Below are 23,375 nucleotides of genomic sequence, written 5' to 3' on the forward strand. Positions count from 1 at the left end.
ATTACTATTTTTAAGAATTTTCTGTTGTTAATAATTATCTCAAAGATGCTGATGTTCCAGCCCCGCCTGCTGTTGTTGAATCGGTAGTAGTTTCCGCATCAACACCCAGGTATTTCATTGCTTTAGCTTTCAAGTTAGCCGGTACCTTTTCAATGAATTCCGGTTTAGTAGCCAATAATGATTTTTGTTCTTTCTTCCATTTTTCGTAATCTGCCGGCTCATCTACTATCAAATTCAATTTCATAGCAAAATGGCTGCGACCACAAACTTCTGTACAGGCAATTTCATACTTAAAATCAGGGTTACCCAACTCGGCACGCATATCTGCAGTACTCTTCTCAGCCACAAACCAGAACTTAGTCGGCATACCCGGTACAGCGTCCATCTTTACACGCATGTGCGGAATAAATACACTATGCAATACATCTCTGGCTCTGATCTTCAATAATACAGGTTTACCTTTAGGAATGTGCAACTCTGTATTACTTGTAAAATCGTCAAAAGAATTTTCGTCTGTAAAATCAACACCAAATTCGTTTCCTTCAGAATCGCTAGTCAGTTTATAATTGTAATTCCCCAGTTTTCCATCATCTACACCACCATAACGAACCATCCATGAGAACTGCTTACCAACAATCTCTATTACTTCTGCATCTTCCGGTGCGTCTGACATTATCTTATTCCAGGCTCTCAAACCTGTAAATACTAAGCCTGCCATAACAATTGCCGGAATCAACGTCCAAACTATTTCAAGTGTATTATTATGCGGATAAAAATATGCCTTTCTGTTTTTGTTATAACGGTATTTTAAAGGGAAGTAAAAAAGGACGCTGTTTACAACGAAGAATGCTACAGTAATTACAACCATCCCGAACCAGAACCAGTAGTCAGTTTCTTTTCCATGCGTTGAAGATGCCGTAGGCAAATCACCAAACGCCATTAAGAAATCTTTCTTAGCATAATTAAATGACCACACTACGCCGATCACACTCACAACCCAGAAAACAAATAAGCCTATGGCATTTGTATTATTTGCGCCATCAGTAATCGAATCTTCTATTTCTGACTCACCTTTTACACCTTTCAATAGAGTTTGGGTTTTGGAAATAACCATAATGGTCAGAACCAAAAACACAACAGCTAAAATAACAATTAATAAGGTCATGTTACTAAAAATTTACAAGTTATAAGTGCTTAATCCTTGTATGCTTTAAAATTTATTCAATAAACTTGTTTCGAAATACTTAATCCCTGTATTAGATATCGTGGTGCAAGCTTTCTTCCGCAAATGGGTGTTTCTGAGGAATAAGATTCGCTTTTGACAACTGATTTGCTACAAAATAAATGAACAATGAAGCAAAAGTCAGGGTTGTTCCCCACTCAATTATACCAATACCACCTTGCTCTTTGGCTATACCCGGCATGTGCATTTGATAGAAGTCAAACCAGTGACCAATCAGAATAGCAGCACAAGCAAGTTTCAGGAACGTTGGTCTTCTTTTAGAACCTCTTGCCATCAGCACAAGAATCGGGAAGAAGAAGTTCAATACAAAATTGATATGGAATGGCCACCAGTAACGTCCGTCATATCCGGTAAAGCGCTCACGGAAATAGATTGTTTCCTCAGGCAGGTTGGCATAGAATATCAATAGATATTGTGAGAACCAAACGTATGTCCAGAAAATAGAGAAACCGAAAATGAATTTACCCAGATCGTGTAAGTGGCTGTCATTTACAAATTTCAAATATCCCTGATCTTTCAAAAGCAATACTGCAAACATAATGGCAGCAAGACCTGCTACGTGCCAGCTGGCCAGATGGTACCAGCCAAACATGGTTGAAAACCAGTGAGGATCAATCGACATCGATACGTCCCACGCTGCTGTTGAAGAAGTAACTGCAAAGAACAACAGGAATATTTTAGATATATTACGACTCTTGTAGTAGTTTTCTAAACCTCCTTCCTGATCTTCCAGTAATGAATATTTACGCATCAATGTCCACAAGAAGTACCATACACCTACATAAGCAATCAAACGGATTGCAAAGAAAGGTACATTCAGATACCATGCCTTTGTGGCAATGATTTTATCATAATTCTCGCTACCCTTATCCACGATACCTTCGTGTGTCCAGTGGAAAATCATATGACGTGTTGAAGGAATAGCAAATAAGATGATCAGGATAAGGCCCGGAACAATGATGAATGAAGGGAAAGCTTCAGCAACACGTTTGATTGAAACTGACCAGCCTGCCTTAGCAACATAATTGTAGGCAATGAAGAACATCCCAACCACCGAAATTCCAAGAAAATATACACTGTTCATCCAAATGTTCGCAATCAGGCGATGCATCAGGGTAGCCCCATGATGCTCTCCACCGCCGCCATGCTCGCCATGACCACCGCCATGTGCTGCAGCGGCTCCGTGTTCCGCACCGTGCGATTCCCAAACACCTATTGACCAGCCTTTTTGTAAAAGAAACATTCCGAGTGCAACCAAAACAACGCCTAAGGCTGCAGCAATCAACAACTTGCTTTTCAATCCGGAAGTGAACTCAAATCTTTCTTCAGTTGAAGGAATTCCGTGAGTATTATGAGCCATTATTCTTGAAATTTGAACCCCGCCCCTAAAGAGAGGTAATCATAAGTATAGTATTTCTAACACGCCCCTTTAGGGATGGGGGTGCGTTATTAATTTCCTAGTTGTAATCTATGCACATAGTGTACGATCTTCCAGCGCTCTTCAGGGTTTACCTGTGAGGCATGCGGCCACATACGACCTTTACCATAGGTAATTACATGATAGATGTGGCCATCGTTCATATTCTTATAGGCATCACTGGCATAGTTCGGAACCCCCTTGTAAACTTTACCTACAGGGCCGTCACCTGCGCCGGTTGTACCATGACAATGCGCACAGTTTCTTTCATACAATACCTGACCTTCAGTTTCTGCTGCGTCCGACCACGGTATAGGATTCTTTAAAGTTGCTTCAGCTACAGCAATACTATCTGCCGGTAAATTATATACCATCAGGTCATTCACTACCGTACTGTCGTCCTGAAGGAACGAGGTATGGTAATTTGTACGAGCTATAGTACCCGGAACCGGCTGACGCATATTTTTGCCGTCAGGATTAATTGTATTGTCACGCCATTGTGTCAATGGTTCGTAAGCACGAGAGTTGTACATATTAGGAGCAAACTCCCAACCCGTGCTGTTGTTATCATTGCATGATGATAAAGCAACTGCTGAGAAAGATGCTACTGCTACCGCAAGCGTGATATTTCTGACTGAAAATTTCATTTGAAAACAAATTAATGTATAACTGTCTGGGGCCGTTACCGGAAACCCGTCAATGTTCTGTTTGTAAATTGTCTCGAATAACCTTAACGTTATTTCTTATGCCTCTTTCACATTTACTTCTGAGGCCCCCGACTTTTTCAAAATATCAGTAATTTCAACTTCTGATAGTTTGTTTTTTGCCAAATCAATTGCCATAACGAATTTATCGTCTGTGCTTCTTACATCAAAAATGATCGGTTCAGCAGTTGGTCCCATTCCTTCCATGATAAAGAAAGTAAAAGACATACCAAACGAAGCTAAAAGTACTGTCAACTCAAAGATGATTGGTACGTTGGTCGGAAACGGGAAGAAATTCTTACCACCCACGTTAATCGGCCAGTCAATACCCATTGTCCAGAAGGTTAACACCAGGGCGCAAATGGTTCCGGTTATACCGAAAAGAAATGCTGCCACACCCATTCTTGGACGGTCATAGCCTAAGGCATGGTCTAACCCGTGGATAGCGAAAGGTGTATACACCTCATGGATTTTAACACCACTGTGTCTTACTTCGCCGACCGCATGTAATACTTCATCTTCGTCGTCAAAAACACCAACTAAATATTTGTTATCTGCCATTGTCTGATAATGGTTTCTTAATTCTAATGATTATGCTTGTTTCTTTACTTTTTCAGGATATTTCTCTGATGTTGACTTCAATACTGATTTTACCTCGGCCATATTGATAACCGGTAAAAACTTAGCAAACAGGAAGAATGCAGTAAAGAAGAAACCAAATGAGAAAATATAATCTGAAATATCTCCCAAACGAGGGGTAAAATAAGTCCAGCTCGATGGAAGGTAATCTCTGTGAAGCGAGGTCACGATAATTACAAAACGCTCAAACCACATACCGATATTTACCACAACTGCCATTACGAATGAGACAACGATATTTCTACGGATTTTCTCAAACCAGAACAACTGTGGAGAAAGCACGTTACAAGTCATCATGGCTGCATAAGACCACCAAAGCGGACCCGTAGCACGGTTAATGAACGCATATTTTTCGTACTCAACACCTGAATAAGCTGCAATAAAGAACTCCGTGATATAAGCAATACCTACAACTGAACCTGTAAGGGTAATGATTTTGTTCATCAGAGAGATGTGATCAAGAGTCACGTAATCTTCTAATTTATACACTACTCTTGTTACAAGCATCAGGTTCTGTACCATGGCAAAGCCTGAGAAAATCGCACCGGCCACAAAGTATGGAGGGAAGATTGTCGTGTGCCAGCCAGGAATAACCGAAGTTGCAAAGTCAAATGATACGATGGTGTGTACCGAAAGTACAAGAGGAGTAGAAAGACCGGCCAGAATCAAAGAAACATCTTCATATCTTGCCCAGCTTCTTGCACCGCCTGTCCAGCCAATTGCCAGAGCACCATATACTTTTCTACGGACACCAGTGGCACGGTCGCGGATGGTCGCAAGGTCAGGAATCAAACCGATATACCAAAACAAACATGATACCGAGAAATACGTAGAGATGGCGAATACGTCCCAAACTAATGGTGAGTTGAAGTTTACCCACAATGAACCAAAAGTATTAGGAAGTGGCAATGCGAAATAAGCTAACCACGGACGCCCCATGTGCATCACAATGAACGACGCCGCACAAATAACGGCAAAAATTGTCATCGCTTCAGCTGCACGGTTAATTGAGGTTCTCCATTTCTGACGGAAAAGTAATAATACAGCTGAGATAAGCGTACCGGCGTGACCAATACCAACCCACCATACGAAGTTGGTGATGTCCCATGCCCAACCTACTGTTTTGTTCAAACCCCATACGCCCAGACCTTCCCACCAAGTCCAGAGTACCCATGCAGTACCATACAATAATACTAACACTGATATCCCAAACGCTACTTTCCACTCTTTAGTAGGTGCTCCCTCAACCTGTTTACAAATATCTTCTGTTATATCATGGTAAGACTTACCACTCAATACCAGCTTCTCTCTTATAGGTGAAACTACGTGCATAGTTTTTTTTGTTTATTGAATATGCTATTTTCTTAATAAAATGCGAATCCTCAGCCCGAATTATGAATGTTCTTCGTGCGCCGGTTCTGCCTTAACGCCAGCTTCTGACTTAGCTCTGTCTTTGTTACGAATCTTAGTTAAATAGCTGATTTGTGGCTGTGTATTGATTTCTTCCAGAACATGATAAGCTCTTCCTTCTTTCTCAACTGCAAGCGTTTTTGAAATTTGAGATTCAGGATCAAGCATATCTCCGAATACAATCGCATTAGTAGGACAAGATTGTGAACAAGCTGTCTGAATTTCGCCATCAACCGGACGACGTTTTTCTTTCTTAGCTACCAGTTTACCAGACTGGATACGTTGCACACACATTGAGCATTTCTCAATTACCCCTCTTGAACGAACCGTTACATCCGGATTCAACACCATACGACCCAGGTCGTTGTTCATGTTGAAATCGAAGTTGTCATTTTCAAAGTATTTGAACCAGTTGAAACGACGTACTTTATAAGGACAGTTGTTGGCACAATAACGAGTACCGATACAACGGTTATAAGTCATTTGATTCAGACCTTCTGAGCTGTGTGTTGTCGCTAATACCGGACAAACAGTCTCACAAGGTGCATTTGAGCAGTGCTGACAAGTCATCGGCTGGAATACAACCTCCGGATTATCAGAAGCTATTTCCATAGCTCTGAAGCCACTTGGGCTGTATCCTTCTTCATGAGGTGCATCTGAGCTATAGTAACGATCCAGACGAATCCAGTGCATTTCTCTGGCACGTGCTACTTCAGCTTTACCAACAACAGGAATGTTGTTTTCAGCCTGACAGCTTACCAGACATGAGCCGCAACCATGGCAAAGGTTCAGGTCAATAACCATTCCCCAGCTGTGGTTTTTCTTCTCGTGCCCGTTCCAGAGTGTAATCTGCTTAGTATCTTTAAGCCCTTCAGAAGTTTGTAATTTCGGTTCGAAACGACCCGCCTTCACATTATTCACGTACTCAGTCAATACTGATTCCTGAATAATCGACTCACGACCCATCACCGTATTGTGTGTCTGTGTCTGAGCTAAGGTATATCCACTTTTGGTTTTTTCTAATTTAACATCATTGGCCCAGTATTGTCCGTTTGGTACCAATGGGAAAACATTAGCACCTACGTTTCCGGCTTTACCGGCCGCTGTACGACCATAACCGATCGCTACTGATACTGTACCGTGTGTCTGACCCGGCTGAATCAACACCGGTAACTCAATTGTTTGGTTACCTATGGTCAGTTTCGCCCAGTCTCCTTGATCGATACCCGCTTCATTCGCTGTTTTCTGCGAAATCGCGATGGTGTTTTCCCAGGTTACTTTAGAGATCGGATCCGGCATCTCCTGTAACCAAGGGTTGTTAGCCTGCGTACCTGTTCCGATTGCAATCGTTTCAAATACAGAAAGCTCAATACCTGAACCTTTGATACCTGCAATAGCTGCACCTGCACCTGCCACATTACCACCAAAAGAAGCACCTGATGCCGCTGCACCTGCACCCGGCTCATAGATACCGTCATGCAATGCTTGTACCCACGATTTACCGCTTAAGATATTCTTGGTCCAGTTTGATTTCAGATAAGCCTGATAATCACTTGGCGCACCTGCCCAGGTCAATAAACTTGACTCAGCCTGGCGGGTGTTATAAATAAGCGAAATAGTAGGTTGAATTAATGAGTAGAAACCTTTCTTAGGTTCTGCATCTCCCCATGACTCCAGATAATGCGGAGCAGGAGCAATATATTTACATTTAGCGGCTGTTTCGTCTGCATTTGCAGCAAATGATACTGAGGTAGCCACTTTGCTAAGTGCTTCACCCAATTCAGCGCCTCTGATATGATCATAAACAGGATTTGAAAGGAACAACACCGAGCTAACCTGACCGCCTTTTACTTCATTAATGAAAGCGTTCATTTCAGTGTCATTTCCTTGACGGAAGTATACCGGATTCGCTAAGTCAATAGTTGTTCCGTAGCTTCCGAGTAGGCTATTCAATGCATTCACTACTGTTTGAACAGCCGGATTGTTTGAACCTGAAACCACTAATGCTGCGCCTTTGGCTGCTACCAGCTCTTTCGCGCATTTATCAAGGTTCTGTATTTCAATAGCTGTACCAGAGACAGGCGTACCGCCCAAAGCAGCAGCTACTTTATTATATAAGGCTACTACCACCGCACCTTCCTGAGAAGGCTTAATCATTGAACGATAATCGGCAGAAGCACCTGTAATAGTCATTCCGGTTTCAAACTGGTAATGACGTGACATTTCTCTTTTACCTCCTTGTTTAGCACTGCTCAAACGACGGGTTTCAGCCCATTGTGCGGCATATACATCAGGAGCAATCCATGTACCTAAGAAATCAGCATTGATACCAACCATTACCTTCGCTTTACCGAAGTCGTAGCTAGGTACAACCGCCTGACCGAACGACTCTGCATTGGCTTGAATCAAACCAGAGGCCGAATTCGCATCGTAAGTAACATGTTTGGCAGAAGGATATTTTGCAGTGAAATCAGCAATAACTTTCTTGAATGTAGGAGAAAGGATAGTATTCGAAACGATACGGATATTACCTCCTTTAGCAAGTCCTGCAGTTACTTCTTTGTCAAGGTCTTCCCAAGAAATATCAGAAGTGCCTTTTTTAGGGCCTTTCAATTTCTCGTTATCATAAAGGCTCAAAACCGAAGCGTGCACTCTTGCACTCACCCCACCTTTAGTAAGGCTCGACATCTTGTTTCCTTCAATTTTGATCGGACGCCCCTCACGGGTTTTTACAAGGATGCTTGAGTAATCTCCGCCTTCTGCGTAAGTCGAAGCATACCAGTTAGGAATACCCGGCTCAACATCTTCAGGTTTATTAAGATAAGGGATAGCCTTACGCACCGGTGCATCACAAGCTGCCAATGAAACAGCTGCTAATCCAAACCCTAATACTTTTAAGAAATCACGGCGGTGAGTAGGTTCAACCGTGTCAATATCGTCTAAATTAAATTCACGATTAGCGTTTTTTACAACCTCAATATCGTTCTTTAATTCTTCAACCCCTTTCCAATACCTTTTATTAGTATTCTCCATGAGCATAACTGCTGATTTAAGTATTTATATTTTAAATCCTTGTTAAAGGGACTTAATATCTTTGATTAATTTATTCTAAACTTTAAGCCGTAGTTTCAAGATCAATAGTGGCATCTGGCACACTCTAATCCACCGATATCTTCCACTTTCATTGATCCTTTGCTTACGGCATTGTGTGCTTCCACTAACTTGTCGTAGTAAGCATTGTCTTTGCCGTTTACATCAGTTTTACGGTGACAGTCAATACACCATCCCATAGTTAAAGTAGCACGTTGTTGAACCACTTCCATTTTGTCGATATCGCCATGGCAATTTTTACAATCCAGGCCACCCACATTGGTATGTTGCGCATGGTTAAAGTAGGCAAGGTCTGGCAGGTTATGCACGCGCACCCACTCAATAGGCTTGTCGGTTTCAATGGCTGTATAAATCTTTTGAATTTCAGGCGATTCACGTTTGATGGTATTGTGGCAGTTCATACAGATATTAGCCGAAGGAATACCCGATTGTTTTCCTTTATAGGCACCTGTGTGACAATACCCACAGTCGATTTTCATTTCGCCTGCGTGCAATTTATGAGAGAAAGAAATAGGTTGTTTCGGGGCATATCCCTGATGAATACCTATGCCGTACAGGCCGTCGAAAGTAGCTTTGGTTGCTAATAAAACGAATACCCAGATTACGGCCGTGCGAACAGTTTTGTTGGCAACCACATCTTTTAAGCCAGCCTGAAGTTTTTCTCCGAAAGAAATACCCTTCGGCGCTCCCTCAGGTTGTCCGCTCAATTTGTTTAGTAATTGCAGGATTCCGAGTAGTGCTACCAGAACTAAGCCCATAATTACTAACAGGGCTACCAGAATTACGTTAACAAATTTACCGCTACCGGTGTCACCTGTAGCAGCAGTAGTCGCTCCTACGACGGCCCCTGGAACGGGTGCAGCAGGTGCTGATGCAGTTTGAACATACGCCAGAATTGCTTTTACGTCATCATCCGTAAAAGACGGGAAAGCCGTCATCTGGGTTTTGTTAAACTTAACGAAGAGTTCGTTGGCATATTTGTCACCACTTGCTATCACACCCATCGGATTATTAATCCATTTCTTAAGCCAGGCAAAATCTCTGCGGGATTCGATACCAGCTAAGCCGGGTCCTACTATCTGCTCGGCAGTAGCAGCATGACACTGCGCACAGTTCTCTTTAAATAGTTTTTCTCCCTTCGCTGTATCCCCTCCCCCAGCAGGTGCTGCGGTAGCTGTTGAATCTTGTGCAAATGCGTTGTTGAAAGAAATTGTAGCAACAACAGCAAGAGCTAAAAGTGATTTATAAAAATTACGAATCATATTATATGTAAGTAGTATAACCTAATTTTCTGACTGCAAAACTACGCCACTATTGTTTTCAATCAAATAGGTTTTTTAACTTTTTTTATTTTTTACTGTAATTTAGAATAATTTTAAATAAAATTATAAACACCTGACTATGAGTATTTTAACAAAAAATACCATTCCGTGATTCACCTTTGGTGACATACCCGGAATGGTATTTTAGCAAGATTATACGAATGCTAGAAACGTATATTCAATCATTATTGTTAATTTTTTTCAGTTCAGGTAAAGGTTTAATTTGAGCACAAATATAAGGTCAAACAAGCGCTCTTACAACAGTTTCAAAATAAATTTCTGCTATTTTAATACTCTCGTCTATATACTGACAAATCTTTTTTGAGACAATATCGCAGCCAACCTGCTCAATACTAGTGTGTTGCATTTTACCTGTTTCGCGCCTAAAGTGGTGATCAACTTAAAAAATTCACACAGGAAATTCTCATCTTGCCAAGTAAAACGGACATTAATCCGGTAAACAATCAATAAAGCCATTGTCCGTCTGCGTCAGTATCAGACACTTAAATTTATTCAATATATGAAGCTGTAATACCGCAAATGGCCTTGAAAAACATAAGCCCGTCGATTACCGCCAGATAGAAAAAAATGGTTCTTCTCTCTTTGAGTGCGTAGGCTACAATTACCATAGCAACAAATGGAAGGATGTTCAGAAGAAGCCTTGTCAGCGAAAAATGATTAAGCCATGCAAAGACCAGAAAACTTATCAGCCCAGCCAGCACAAGTGGCAGAACGATACTGAATATGGTGTACCGAAGCCCCCTGTTAACTACAAAAGTTTTGATATTCTTGTTCGAATCGGCAGCGTAATCTTTGATATCAAACATGATACACAGCACTGAAACAAACATGAAATTCTTCAGCAGCAGCCACCACCCGATCAGACTTATCCCCTCACCACTCCCCATGATTACATGATAAAAAATAAGAGGGGCAAGAGTGATAAGCCCCGCCCATGTGAAACCGATAACAAAAGGTTTCAGCCACCCGATTCTCCTTAAATTGTATTGAGGCAGAAAATTGATACCGTAATACAACAAGGCAGCCAGAGGTGTTAATAAAAGCGGTATCCACTGTTTTACGTTCATGTGCCACAACTCTGACCAATAATTACAGGCAATATAAATTAAAATCAACCCGCTGATTGACACGCATATCCATTGACTGTAAACGACAAATGTTCTGTTGGTAATGTACCACTGGGTTCTCGGGTTTCTTGAAGCCTTTAGCGCTGGGTCTTTAATATAGGCCAGGGTATAAAACCACACAGTAAGCGCAAATACCAACACATAATATAAAGGCGTATTGAGTACATATTGCTGCTGCAATGACGCCTCTATTGAAAGCGCTACTGCACAAATGCCGTAGAAATAATTGCCGTAGAAAAATGCTTTTACAAATGACTGAAACATCTGCCTGATATCATTAAATCTCTGTTTATCACTAGTCTCTTTTTACTTCAAACCGATAGGTTTATTATGATAAGACAGACACCAATAATTGCTCTATTGCGGTATGTCCTTTCTTTTTTGCCCAGGCCAGCGGAGTGGCCCAGGGAGCTCCTGCCTTGGACGGATCAGCCCCCTGATGCAATAAATATTCAACCATGGGCAGGTGCCCCCAACGGGCCGCTAATCCTAATGGTGTCGACTGGTACTCTTCTTCAATAGGGTTAAGATCTGCGCCATGCTTAATCAATAAATCTGCTTTGACTATATCACCTTTCTGAGCCATGTCATGCAGCAATGTTACATGGTGCCAGCTCATCACTCCGGGGTTCATGCCCTTATCCATCAAAAAAGCAGCCATATCCGGATGTTTAAAATAATAAGCCTGTGCCCATTTCAGTAACACCGGCACTTTGGCACCGTAACTCAGTAGCAATTGCACCATAGCAGCGTTATTATCCTTGGCGGGCATCATCAGAATACCCTCGCCCCAAAAGAACGTAAGGTCATGTACCTGTTCGCCATTTATCTGAAGTACTTGTTCTGCTCCTTCCACATCTCCTCTGTCAACCATATCTTCAAAACTTTGCTCTTTGGAAGTTCTGTTATAAAATATCCGTCCATTGTCTCCATTATACACATGCAAGCCCGGATTATTGATATAGTCTTCTAACAGCGCCGCAATATCATCATATTCGCGGTCTTTTGCCACAGTAAGCAGATCATCCTGAAAAGGATAAGTACGGTAAGTGGGACTGTAAGCCCCATATTGGAGTAAGTATTCAACCAGGTGATAGTGTTTTTCGCGAACAGCCAGATGAATAGGCGGTGTATAATTGTATTGCGCATAAATCAGGTCAGGACAATGTCTGTGCAATTCCTTCACCTTATCCAGGTTGCCGTCATAGCTGGCATGAAGCATCTCCCACACCATTGTAGTCGTACTGATGGTCTGATTGGCTACCTCCATAGGCAACTCATGTTTTAATTCATGCGGTTGAATCATGACTTTTTCATTGATGGACTAAATCATCACTAATATTTCACACAATTGAGGCATCTTGCTTGTCCCATTTCTGCAAATCTTTCCAACCGTAGCCTCCATTAAATTTTCCATTGGCCGCATAAAGTCTTTTGCCACCCATGGCTTCATGAAAACCACAGGAAGGATTCTGCGGGATTCCGAACAACACCATAGAATGGATACGTTGGGCTACAAATCGCTTAATTATTTCTGCTACTAGTTTTTTGCCTAATCCCAGCCGTTGATATTGAGTTAAAATGAAAATCTTGTTCAGTTCACCCTTATAATCAGGCAAATCTTCTGATGCATAGGCCTTGCCTCTGGCGTAGCCAACCAGTTGTTGGGTAAGTGTGTTTTCTATCACCAGACAAAACGAAGTGGTATTGGCTTGCTGAAAGAAATCCTGCCAATGCTTGTGAATGTAATCACGTGAAAGCTTGTGTCCGGAATTCCAGTAGGTTTCGTACCAGGTCTGAATATGAAGACTTACCAACGCGTCAAGATCGGCAATAGTAGCTTCACGTATCATGAAAGCCGCGAGGCTTTCGCCGTTTTTAAGTAGCAAACTTCTGTTGGCTTTGCCTGATGGTCGCCGTAGCCCTAAAAGAAACCGAAGCACCGAATTTCTGAAATTCTTCATAACGCTTAGCTTTAAGATGACAAGTAAAGATAAACACTTTTATCAGGAAGCGTGCAGAACATCAGCTGAAATATGTATACAGATTATGTAGTATTTCCATAAAATCCAAAAGGGAACATACCCTATGGCACATTCCCTTTCTTGTACAAACTAATTATCCGGCAATGACATCAGCTTATGAGTTTGGATATTTCTTCATAATCTTGCTGACACCCTTTTCGATCTGTTTGTCAAGTTTCCGGTTATTGATTGGTGCTGAAATACTACCCTGCCAAACCAATTTATTGGTTTTTGCATCGATGGCGTCAATTACCAGCAAACCTTCAGTATACGTATAAGGCGTTGAATATCCCCCGCCCCAATAACCCATAGTATAGGGAACCACGAAGCGCCCGACTCTTCTATAACCTATCGTGGGATAAGTAGGCCCAGAATTGAATCCACGTGTTGTTTCCCTGACTGCATTGGTATGGAATTTCAACAATATATCAGGTTTTCTGGTATCAATATTCAAACCCTTTGCCAATAAAATCTTATCAACGTTTGTCTGAATCCTCTTCGTTACCAAATCATTATTGTAAAGCGGATTTTTCGTTTGAATATCAGGTTTGATCCACGCAAATGAACGATACTCACTGAAATCGGCAGCAGGGTCCCGGTGTGTACTTACCTGTGCCTTCGCACCTGAGATGCCCAGCCCAATCATCCCGATTAGCAGGGCTTTTTTAAATAGGCTTTCCATATTTTTCAACTATTGAATTATAATTTTCCTTAATTTTCTAAACAATAGTTAGACAATCTGCGTTTAAAAAGTCAAATGTCAATAATGTTAAATAGTGTTAAAAAATAGATTATCAGGGCAGGTAAATATTTGAAAGAATGCCTCCGATTTTCGTTTAAAAACATTCTATTATTGATTTTATCGAATAATTTCACCCGACAATTAGGAAATATCAATCTGTTTTTTATTATATTTGAATAAGTATCCTAAACTGTTTTAAACATCTTCACTGTATGATTTTTGAAATTCATATCCCGTCTGGTTTTATTAATCATTTTGAAAAGAACTTCACTTATAATCAGGAATACATCGCCACGGAGTTGTTCATCAACCTGGTTTATGAATCAACTATTGAAATAGATACAAGCCTGAGCGATTATCCGGAATACCAATCCTACAACCTCACATTAAGCGAAAACCAGCTATACAAGTACATGTAATATCGAGAAGTGACCTGTAGAGTCCATGCCCTTTGGGCTTGGGCTATGATGCGTTTTTATCTTAGCAAGTTCTATTATTTATAATCATATTTCTAAACCCTATCACTATGGAGAACTTCTACATTAACCATTGGGCAGTGTTGCTCTGCGCAGTTGTCAGTCTGGCTTTAGGTGCCTTATGGTATTCACCCCTACTGTTTTTCAACGGCTGGAAAACCGCAAATAATCTTACCGACGAGCAATTGAAAGCTACTAATCCGGCAAAGATTTACGGTATTACCTTTGTGTTGGCGCTGATAACGAGTTATAATCTAGCGTTTTTTCTGGGAGATGACAAAACTGATATGGTCTGGGGAGCATCTGCGGGGTTCCTGACAGGCTTTGGTTTTTGCTCTTTAATTTTCACAATTGTAGCTCTGTTTGAGCAGCGATCATTGAAATACATACTAATCAACAGCGGGTACATTACCGTTTACTATACTCTTGCCGGTTTTATATTAGGCGCCTGGAGGTGAACATCCTGACATACAATAAATCATTAACCGGGCCGGAGAGATTAATTAATCTCTCCGGTTTTCATTTATACATTCATTGAAGGGCTTTTATGTTGAACAGGAACAAATACTAATAAATTAGTTTTGAAACTAAAATATTAGTTATATATTTGTTCCTATTCAACATACAAAATTATGCTAAAGATTTACCTCACAATTGCCTGGCGCACTTTGCTTAAACACAAAGCCATCTCTCTGATAATGATTATCGGTTTATCATTAAGTATGGCCGCTTTTATGCTTATTGCCCGATATGTATTTGACCAAATCAGTTACGACGATTTTCATCAGCATGCCGACAGGATTTATCGTATTAACCTGAATGACTATAAAAATAAGGTATTAACCAATAGCAGTGCTCTTAGTTATCATGCAGAGGGGCCGGCAATTAAAGAATCAGTACCTGAGGTAGAAGACTTTGTGCGTGTGCACCGGGCAGACGGCATGATTAATTACCGTAAATCTGAAGGAGGCCCCGTAAGTTTTCACGAGAAAAACGGTTTTTATGCCGATGCTTCGTTTTTCATGGTATTTTCATTCCCTTTGTTAAAAGGGTCTGCTGATCAGGTATTACAAAATCCCGAATCTGTGGTTGTCTCGGCATCTATGGCCCGGAAGTACTTCGGTGAACAAAACCCTATCGGAAAAATACTGCAATTAAAGACTGAATGGCAGAGTGGAGACTACCAGGTGAGCGGTGTGTTTGCAGACGTGCCTGCTAATAGCCACTTTCATTTCGATTTTATTTTTGCCATACCCAACCTGCTTAAAAACAACCAGTTTGCTATAGGTGGCTGGTATTGGGCAAATTTCCATACTTATCTGTTGCTGAAACCCAATGCAAACACTACTGAAGTAGAAAAAAACATAGCCGGTGTTATTAAAAAGCATCTCGGGCGCCAATGGCGAAATTACAACGCGCATCAGACCATGACATTGCAGCCCGTCCGCAACATTCATCTCAACCCGCTTAGTAATTCGGAGATAGAACCCGGCGGTAAGATGGAAATCATCTATGTGCTGATCGTAGTTGCCCTATTGATTCTGGCCATAGGCTGGCTTAATTATACCAATCTCTCTACAGTTATGGGTATGGAGAGAGGCAAGGAAGTGGGCATCCGGAAGACTTTAGGCTCAGAAAAACGACAGCTTGTGGGTCAGTTTCTGTTAGAGTCATTCATTTTCAATCTGCTTGCCTTAGTGATAGGCTCCGTTCTCTTTCTGCTTACTACCAGAATAATCACCCACGCTGATTTTTCCATACTCTCTCAGCCCATATTTTATCTGGCTATAGTAATAGTCTTTTGCATGGGTTTTATTTTATCTGGTGTCTATCCGGCATTTGCGTTATCTTCTTTTAAGCCTATGCTGGTTTTAAAAGGGCGTTTAACCACTAATTCATCCGGCAAACTATTTCGTAAAGGGCTCGTGATATTTCAGTTTTCAGCCTCTATCCTATTGATAACCTGCACCATAGTTATCAATCAGCAAATCAAATTTATGCAAAAGCAAGACTTAGGCATGAACATAGACCAGAAACTGATTATTAATACCCCCAGGATACTTCGCACCGGTAGTTTTATTAATGATATGACTTTCTTTAAAGACAGAATCTTAGCTAATACAGGCGTGAAAAACGTAGCAGCTTCGTCTTCTGTACCGGGTAGAGAGATATTCTGGACGAACGAGTTTCATCGTTTTCATGAAGCGGCCAATAGCTTTAAACTTTGCAGGATAGTAGCCATTGATGAAGAATTTATTCCGGGTTATGAAATCAAATTGCTGGCGGGTCGTAATTTTGTCAAAGAAATGATTTTAGACGATAATGCTGTAATCATTAACGAAACAGCCATGAGGGTCTTTGGTTTTTCAAAGCCGGAAAGCGCCCTGAATCAGAAAATAGGCGACGTTTTACCCAAAAAGATAGTAGGTGTGGTAAAAGATTTTCATCAGGAGTCTCTTAAAAACGATACAAAACCGGTTGTGTTTTACCATATTCCCTGGAATAGTGCCTATATAACACTCACTCTGCAAAGTCAGGATATCAAGAATACCTTATTTATGATTGAAGAAATCTACAAAAATGCTTTTCCGAACAATGCCTTTGAGTATTTCTTTCTCGACACTTATTTTCAGCAACAATATGAGTCTGACCAGCAATTGGCGAAGATATTCAACTGGTTTGCAGGGCTTGCCATTTACATTGCCTGCCTCGGTTTATTAGGCTTGGCTATGTTTACAGCCCGAAGCCGTACGAAAGAAATAGGGGTCAGGAAAGTACTGGGAGCCAGTATACACAGTATCGCTGTATTACTTTCTAAAGATTTTCTAAAACCTGTGCTCTGGGCAGTTATTGTAGCCTCTCCGCTGGCCTGGTATGCCGTTCATTGGTGGTTGCAGGGCTTTGCGTATCAAGTGCCTGTACAAGGGTGGGTATTCGTTGCAGGAGGAATGACTGCCATTCTGATTGCTGTACTAACTGTGAGTTTCCATAGCATCAAATCGGCATTAATGAATCCGGTGAAGAGCTTAAAGACGGAATAGCGCAGTGCAGAGGGCTAATGGCATAGGCTATTAAGTCCCTATGCCCTTAGCTTTCTGCTAAAAACTCATCGGTAAAATGTTGTTTTTGTTTCGGCTTCGAGAATTTATCTGAATTATAGGCCCCGGAGTTACCTTTCGGTATCGACAACGAAACCCAGTCTGCGTCACGAACCATTTTGCCAATAAACACAATTTGTCCGACATGGTAGGGATAATGCGCCAGTTGGCGGTTAATGGCTTCCACAACCGAATGCCCCTGATTGCGGATAAAAATCTCTTTCTCTAAGTCTTCATCGGTTAAATCATCCAATGCTTTAAACAGACACCCCCAGCCGGCCTCCCATTTATTGAGTAATTCTTCTCTGGTACTTATGTCATTTTCAAATTCAGCATCCCGCTGTCTCCACTCTTTCTCCCCGTCAGTAGTCAGAAAATCTGTCCAGCGCGAAAGCATATTTCCCCACAAATGCTTCACTATTATGGCAACACTGTTACTTTCTTCATTATACTGCCAGAACAATTGCTCATCAGTCAATTGGGCGATTGTTTTTTCGCCAAGTGACTTATAGTATTCAAATTGTTTCCGGGCGCTGCTGAGGTAATCGGTCATGGTATTGCCGTTAAGTTGATAAATATCCTGCTGAATCTTAAATAGAAATCCTGGTATGCGGCAAATTTCCCATTTAAGTTCTGCTATTCTGATACGTGAAATATTTTCTTTTAATTGCTAAAGATCAGTTCCAAATCTATTCTTGTTTTTTCAATTTGTCAAATATCACTTTTCTATAAAATGAACCCCGGGATAAATCGTAATCATTTTTTTTACTAATTTGCTCAACAAAATTAACCCCGCAACAATTATGGACGAAGAACAATGGAAAGAAGTAGCATCTCAGTTACGACAGCCTCATGGTGACGGCGCCACTGAAATTGGCGAAAGAATGAACAAGAGCAATCAACAAATGAACCTGTCTGCCATTGAGGCTCTAAACCCCGCATCGAACGATACTATCCTGGAAATTGGCATGGGAAACGGCTTTTTTGTAAAAGACATTCTCTCAGCCGACTCCTCTATTCGCTATACCGGCTGTGATTTCTCAGAAGCAATGGTTGAAGCCGCCTCACAACTCAACGAAACATTTATCAGTAGCGGTCAGGCCGTATTCAAACTTGCATCGGCAGATAACCTCCCCTTTACACAGGAAAGTTTCAACAAGATTTTCACCATAAATACGGTCTATTTCTGGGATAACCCCACATTGGTGCTGAACGAAATAAAAAGGGTGCTCCAACCCAAAGGACAATTATTGATTGCACTCAGATCGAAGTCGGTTATGGAGAGCTATCCATTTACACAATACGGGTTTATCATGTACAATGCAGAAGACCTCACAACCCTGTTATCAGAAAATGGGCTTAAAGTCAGCCGCATTCTTGAACAATATGAGCCAGACCATGAAATCAACGGACAACCCATTAGTGTTTCTTCAATGATTGTCTGTGCAGAAAAAACCAATTAAGTACCTTAATTCTCTGATTATGAACCTCAGCATACTATTATCCATATTCCTGTTCAGTTTTGGCAGCTACCACCTAAATGACAACGATGGTCCTCAGCCTTCCAGACAAAAGAGTGTTTCTAAAATGCCTGTTTTCAAAGAACAAAAGGTGAGACAGGATACTACTTTTACCCTCAAAATTGAGAATGGAAAAAGAGTGGTTGATGAAAACCTGAAAGCAAAACTGACAAAAGAAATAAAATCTGCTATTGTCAGGCATCATCTTACCAAACCTTATAATGTTGCGATGGGCTTTACACGTGGCGCACGAGACGTGGAAACATTCTTGTTTGGTGAACAGATTTTCTATACCCTTGCTGAAAGCGGTTATATCATCAAAGGCAAGCCACTTGAGTTTCCTGACGTGGCTGTTAATCCGGTGCCACAGATAAAAGTGGTAGACAAAATAATCTATGTGGTGCTTTCTAAAATGTAAATTAACCTGATTAGAATTAATTGGTTCAACAAATGAAAATCCTGAAGACTCTGCTTTTGTTATACCTGCCCTTTTCTTTAACGGCACAAACAGGATTAACAACACCCAAACCATTTGTTTTAGGCAATGTGGATGAAATCACTTCAACGCAGCTCTCTGAAAAAAGGACATTGAATATTTACCTGCCCGAAGGCTATTCAAAAGAAGATACTACCCGCTATGCAGTAGTTTATCTGCTCGATGGCTCGCAGGATGAAGACTTTATCCATGTGGTGGGGCTTTATCAATTCAATACCTTTTCGTGGATCAACCGAGTGCCTAAATCAATTGTTGTGGGTATTGTCAATGTTGACCGTCGAAGAGATTTTACGTACCCGACCAGTATTCTGAAAGACAAAGAGAGGTTTAAGACAGCGGGTTATTCAGAGAGATTCATCGGGTTTCTTGAAAAGGATCTGCAACCCTATATTGAAAAGGCCTACAAAACCAATGGCTCCAAAACCATCATCGGACAATCATTGGGCGGGTTACTGGCTTCTGAAATCTTACTGAAAAAACCTGCAATGTTTAATCAGTATATCATCATCAGCCCCAGCATCTGGTGGGATAACGGCTCTTTACTCAATCTTGATTCAGACATTCTGAAAAAGAATTTCAATTGGAAAACAAAAGTATATATCGGCGTTGGCAAGGAAGGGCTTACACCGTCGGACATCCCCAGGGTAATGGAAGTAGATGCCAATTTACTGGTCGAAAAACTAAAAGGGGCTGAGAACAAAAATCTGGAAGTTCACTTCGATTACCTGCCACAAGAAAATCATGGTACGATTACACATCAGGCCATTTTCAATGCTTTGAGATTACTTAATCCGGATCCTGACAAACACTGAATTATATGGACGCCCGCATAGAAGAATTTCTTTCCGGATATCCTGAGCAGGCATATACCAACGCTCTGTTCATGCGTGAAGTAGTTCTTGAAACATTACCTAATGTGATAGAACAACTGGATATTCCTGCTAAAATGGTGGCTTACTGTTACGGGCAGAAATACGCCGAGATGGTTTGCACCATTATTCCTTCCAAAAAAGGCCTAAAACTGGGTTTTTATCGTGGTATCGACTTATCTGACCCTCACCAATTATTGGAAGGAACAGGCAAAATCAGTCGCTATATTGAAATCAGAAACGAAGAGCAAATCAAATCAGAGGCTGTGAAACAATTGCTGGAAAGTGCTTATGAAGCCTATAAAAAGCGAATGGATATTCAGTAATCAACCAGAAACTGCTTTAAACGCCCGATAATCTCTTTTCTATGATTTTATAAGACCTATCAGCTAAAACAAAAAAGGATATGCCAAAAGTATAAACTTTACAGCATATCCCTATTTCTATCGGATTAACTATTTCAAAACAAGTACTCTCGTTGCCATTCACTCACAAATCACTCATTCTGATTTCAACGATTTCACCGGATTCATCAAAGCTGCTTTAATAGCCTGAAAGCTCACCGTCAATAAAGTAATCAGCAAGGCTCCTCCTCCGGCCAGTGCAAAAATCCACCAGGATATACTTGCCCGATAATCATAATTCTGAATCCAATCGTTCATAAAATAATAGGCAACGGGTGAAGCAATAAACAATGCTATAGCTACAAGGAAAACAAAATCTCTTGATAATAGCAGCCACAAATTGACTACCGAAGCCCCTAAAACCTTTCTAACACCCAGCTCTTTTGTCCGTTGCTCAGCCACAAAAGAAGCCAGACCAAATAAACCTAAACAACTGATAAGCACAGCAAGAACAGTAAAGAATAAGGCTAATTTCCCTATTCGTTCTTCGTCTCCAAATTTCTTACCATAAATTTCGTCGACAAAACTATAGACAAAAGGGCTATCAGGATTATGCTTTCTGAAAATTGTTTCTGCCTTGGCCAGAGCTTCTGCTGTACCCATTTCAGGCGCAAGTTTAACCTGAATCGTATTCACATTTCTTGAATTTACCATAAAGAACGAAGGCGATACAGGTCTGAATGGGTTCTCTTTCACCATGTCTTTTACTACTCCTATTACCTTATATGCTTTACCACTGGTGGTAACTATTTCGTCAAGTGGATTTTTAAAGGCCATTAATTTCAAAGCCGATTCGTTGATAATCATGGAAGCTGTATCTGTTGAAAATGCCTTTGAGAAATCGCGACCCTGAAGAATCTGCCAACCGATAGCTTTTCCGTACTCGTGCGATACATAGTTTGACATCAACAACGGTTTACCTTCAGGGCTTTTTCCTTTCCATGATATATTAGTTGTTCCACCTGCCTGACTAGTAATAGAACCGGAGGAAACCCCTACTCCATAAACAGCCCCCGATGCCATGAGATCGTTCTTCAATACTTTGAAGTTTTTGAATAGCTCAGGGGTATTCATATTTATTTCAATCAGTCTGTTGCGATCGTAGCCCACCGAGCGATTTTTAGCAAACTGAATCTGCCTGAAAACCACAACTGTACCAATAATTAAGGTAACTGAAACTGTAAACTGCAATACAACCAGTACCTTGCGCGGAACTGATGCATACCTCCCTACTCTGAAAGTGCCTTTTAATACCTTAACAGCCTGAAAAGAAGACAAATAAAATGCGGGGTATGAACCCGCAACCAGGCCTGTTAATAGGCTAAATCCTATGCCTGACAGCCAAAAGACAGGGTTTGTCCATAGAATACCTACTTGCTTATCAGCCACAAGATTAAACAGTGGCAATGAGAGTTGAACTATCAGGATTGAGAGTACAAAAGCTAATATCACTACTAAAAAAGACTCACTGAAAAACTGCATAATCAATTGCCCGCGGATTGACCCAACAGCTTTGCGGATACCCACTTCTTTAGCTCTTTTCTCTGACCGTGCAGTACTGAGGTTCATAAAATTGATGCAAGCAAGCAGCAATACAAATGCACCGATAATGCCAAAAAGCCACACAAACTTTATCAATCCACCGATATTTATTCCGTCTTTAAAATCAGAATACAAATGCCATTTGCTCATGGGGTGAACAAAAAACTCAGGTCTGTATCCGGGAGGATCCGCTCTGTTTACTCTGATATCTTTAATTTTTGCTGAAACTTTGTCAAAATCTGCTCCCGATTTCAACTGCGCATAAATCTGATACGAGTTTGAGTCCCATTCGTCTTTGTCTCGTTTTACGTTTTCACTGCTTGCCTCATATAAGCTCCACGGAGCCATAAAAAGAACGTCTTTAAACGTGGTATTGTAGGGAAAATTCTCATATACACCTACCACTTTCGCACTCTCCTTATTATCAATTTTTATGATTTTATCCAAAGGGTTTTCCATCCCAAAAAGGTCTTTCGACAAAGACTCTGAAATCAGAATGGCATTCACATCTTTCAGGCCATTTCTATTGCCTGCAAGCATCTTTACAGATGACATATCGACAAAGGATGGCTCTACATAATTTCCTGTTTTTACCAGTTTCTTTTCTCCGGATGCGAGTACCAATGAAAAATTATTGGACGAAAGACTTACCGCTTCAAAATCAGGATACTTGCTTCTGAGTTCTTCTGCCAAGGGTATCGGCATTACATCATAAGTAGACTTTTCGGGGCCGAACTTCACAAACTGAAACAGGTGGCCTATCCTATCATAATTCTTGTAATGCTTATCGTAAGAGACTTCATCATATACCCATAGACCTATTAGCATGGTTACGGCCATGCCGGTAGCCAACCCAAAAATGTTAATGAAAGAATAGCCCTTGTATTTGAGCAGATTCCTGAATGCGATTTTAAAATAGTTGCTTATCATAATTTGTATGTTTAATGCAGGTGATAATCTTATTTTTCTTTTCAAGACAAAAGGACGAATAAACCCGAGTACCCCTTTGATATATTCCCAACGGGCTATTTCAATGCCGAATACCCGTATATTCTTCTCGAATCGTTCATGCAAATCTCCCTGCACCTCTTCCAGCAGATGAGGCGCACAGAACCATTCCAGTAATCGGTCTGCCCAGCGGGGTGGGGTTGGCTGTTTCATTGGTAATCTATTTGGTGATTGAGTGAATGAGCGATTGAGTGATTAATTA

At 41.0% G+C, this 23,375-nt stretch carries 20 protein-coding genes; 7 read left to right on the forward strand and 13 right to left on the reverse strand.

The annotated features are described in order from the left end of the window. Positions 1-34: 34 nt before the first annotated feature. From AC1RRY_RS11325 to AC1RRY_RS11375, 11 genes are all read right to left on the reverse strand, one after another. Positions 35-1,165, reverse strand: a complete 1,131-nt coding sequence (locus AC1RRY_RS11325; protein ID WP_492820767.1) for a cytochrome c oxidase subunit II — start codon at positions 1,163-1,165, stop codon at positions 35-37. 91 nt (positions 1,166-1,256) lie between these two features. Further along, the gene (locus AC1RRY_RS11330; protein ID WP_492820765.1) at positions 1,257-2,603 is read right to left on the reverse strand and encodes a quinol:cytochrome C oxidoreductase; all 1,347 of its coding nucleotides are present in this window, start codon (positions 2,601-2,603) and stop codon (positions 1,257-1,259) included. A gap of 89 nt (positions 2,604-2,692) precedes the next feature. Then, positions 2,693-3,307, reverse strand: coding sequence for a c-type cytochrome (locus AC1RRY_RS11335; protein WP_492820763.1), 615 nt, complete (start codon positions 3,305-3,307; stop codon positions 2,693-2,695). A gap of 96 nt (positions 3,308-3,403) precedes the next feature. Continuing rightward, entirely contained in the window at positions 3,404-3,925 is a 522-nt protein-coding gene (locus AC1RRY_RS11340) for a DUF3341 domain-containing protein (protein ID WP_492820761.1), read from the reverse strand. 30 nt (positions 3,926-3,955) lie between these two features. Continuing rightward, a complete protein-coding gene (nrfD, locus tag AC1RRY_RS11345; protein ID WP_492820759.1) occupies positions 3,956-5,335 on the reverse strand; it encodes an NrfD/PsrC family molybdoenzyme membrane anchor subunit in 1,380 nt (459 codons plus the stop codon). Positions 5,336-5,395: 60 nt separating this feature from the next. Next, a complete protein-coding gene (locus AC1RRY_RS11350) occupies positions 5,396-8,446 on the reverse strand; it encodes a TAT-variant-translocated molybdopterin oxidoreductase (RefSeq protein WP_492820758.1) in 3,051 nt (1,016 codons plus the stop codon). Positions 8,447-8,547: 101 nt separating this feature from the next. Continuing rightward, on the reverse strand, positions 8,548-9,786 hold the full coding sequence (locus AC1RRY_RS11355; protein WP_492820756.1) for a c-type cytochrome: 1,239 nt from the start codon (positions 9,784-9,786) through the stop codon (positions 8,548-8,550). Between the two features lie 569 nt (positions 9,787-10,355). Then, complete coding sequence (locus AC1RRY_RS11360; RefSeq protein WP_492820754.1) at positions 10,356-11,258, reverse strand: UbiA prenyltransferase family protein; 903 nt, start codon at positions 11,256-11,258, stop codon at positions 10,356-10,358. A 64-nt stretch (positions 11,259-11,322) separates the two neighbouring features. After that, on the reverse strand, positions 11,323-12,300 hold the full coding sequence (locus tag AC1RRY_RS11365) for an ankyrin repeat domain-containing protein (RefSeq protein WP_492820752.1): 978 nt from the start codon (positions 12,298-12,300) through the stop codon (positions 11,323-11,325). 37 nt (positions 12,301-12,337) lie between these two features. Then, positions 12,338-12,958, reverse strand: a complete 621-nt coding sequence (locus tag AC1RRY_RS11370; protein WP_492820750.1) for a GNAT family N-acetyltransferase — start codon at positions 12,956-12,958, stop codon at positions 12,338-12,340. 175 nt (positions 12,959-13,133) lie between these two features. Beyond that, on the reverse strand, positions 13,134-13,700 hold the full coding sequence (locus AC1RRY_RS11375) for a DUF4136 domain-containing protein (protein ID WP_492820748.1): 567 nt from the start codon (positions 13,698-13,700) through the stop codon (positions 13,134-13,136). A gap of 272 nt (positions 13,701-13,972) precedes the next feature. Between AC1RRY_RS11375 and AC1RRY_RS11380 the strand changes: the two genes are divergently transcribed. The 3 genes from AC1RRY_RS11380 (at position 13,973) to AC1RRY_RS11390 (ending at position 17,277) form a co-directional block, all read left to right on the forward strand. Then, complete coding sequence (locus AC1RRY_RS11380) at positions 13,973-14,179, forward strand: hypothetical protein (RefSeq protein WP_492820746.1); 207 nt, start codon at positions 13,973-13,975, stop codon at positions 14,177-14,179. A gap of 107 nt (positions 14,180-14,286) precedes the next feature. Beyond that, entirely contained in the window at positions 14,287-14,694 is a 408-nt protein-coding gene (locus AC1RRY_RS11385; RefSeq protein WP_492820744.1) for a DUF1761 domain-containing protein, read from the forward strand. Between the two features lie 174 nt (positions 14,695-14,868). Further along, on the forward strand, positions 14,869-17,277 hold the full coding sequence (locus AC1RRY_RS11390) for an ABC transporter permease (RefSeq protein WP_492820742.1): 2,409 nt from the start codon (positions 14,869-14,871) through the stop codon (positions 17,275-17,277). Between the two features lie 46 nt (positions 17,278-17,323). Here the strand turns inward: AC1RRY_RS11390 and AC1RRY_RS11395 are convergent, their stop codons facing one another. Then, positions 17,324-17,887, reverse strand: coding sequence for a DUF1572 domain-containing protein (locus AC1RRY_RS11395; RefSeq protein WP_492820740.1), 564 nt, complete (start codon positions 17,885-17,887; stop codon positions 17,324-17,326). 250 nt (positions 17,888-18,137) lie between these two features. Here AC1RRY_RS11395 and AC1RRY_RS11400 point away from each other — a divergent pair, with 250 nt between their 5' ends. Genes AC1RRY_RS11400 through AC1RRY_RS11415 form a run of 4 tightly spaced genes read left to right on the forward strand, consistent with a single transcriptional unit; the run spans position 18,138 to position 20,545 of the window. After that, a complete protein-coding gene (locus tag AC1RRY_RS11400; protein WP_492820738.1) occupies positions 18,138-18,797 on the forward strand; it encodes a class I SAM-dependent methyltransferase in 660 nt (219 codons plus the stop codon). 19 nt (positions 18,798-18,816) lie between these two features. Beyond that, positions 18,817-19,272, forward strand: a complete 456-nt coding sequence (locus AC1RRY_RS11405) for a hypothetical protein (protein WP_492820736.1) — start codon at positions 18,817-18,819, stop codon at positions 19,270-19,272. 32 nt (positions 19,273-19,304) lie between these two features. After that, positions 19,305-20,162 (forward strand): alpha/beta hydrolase, encoded by an 858-nt coding sequence (locus AC1RRY_RS11410; RefSeq protein ID WP_492820734.1) that lies wholly within the window; start codon positions 19,305-19,307, stop codon positions 20,160-20,162. Positions 20,163-20,167: 5 nt separating this feature from the next. Then, positions 20,168-20,545 (forward strand): DUF1801 domain-containing protein, encoded by a 378-nt coding sequence (locus AC1RRY_RS11415; protein ID WP_492820732.1) that lies wholly within the window; start codon positions 20,168-20,170, stop codon positions 20,543-20,545. A 174-nt stretch (positions 20,546-20,719) separates the two neighbouring features. Here the strand turns inward: AC1RRY_RS11415 and AC1RRY_RS11420 are convergent, their stop codons facing one another. Further along, positions 20,720-23,326, reverse strand: coding sequence for an ABC transporter permease (locus AC1RRY_RS11420; RefSeq protein WP_492820730.1), 2,607 nt, complete (start codon positions 23,324-23,326; stop codon positions 20,720-20,722). Between the last annotated feature and the right edge of the window lie 49 nt (positions 23,327-23,375).

This window comes from Emticicia sp. GW821-FHT11C11, from assembly GCF_058808615.1.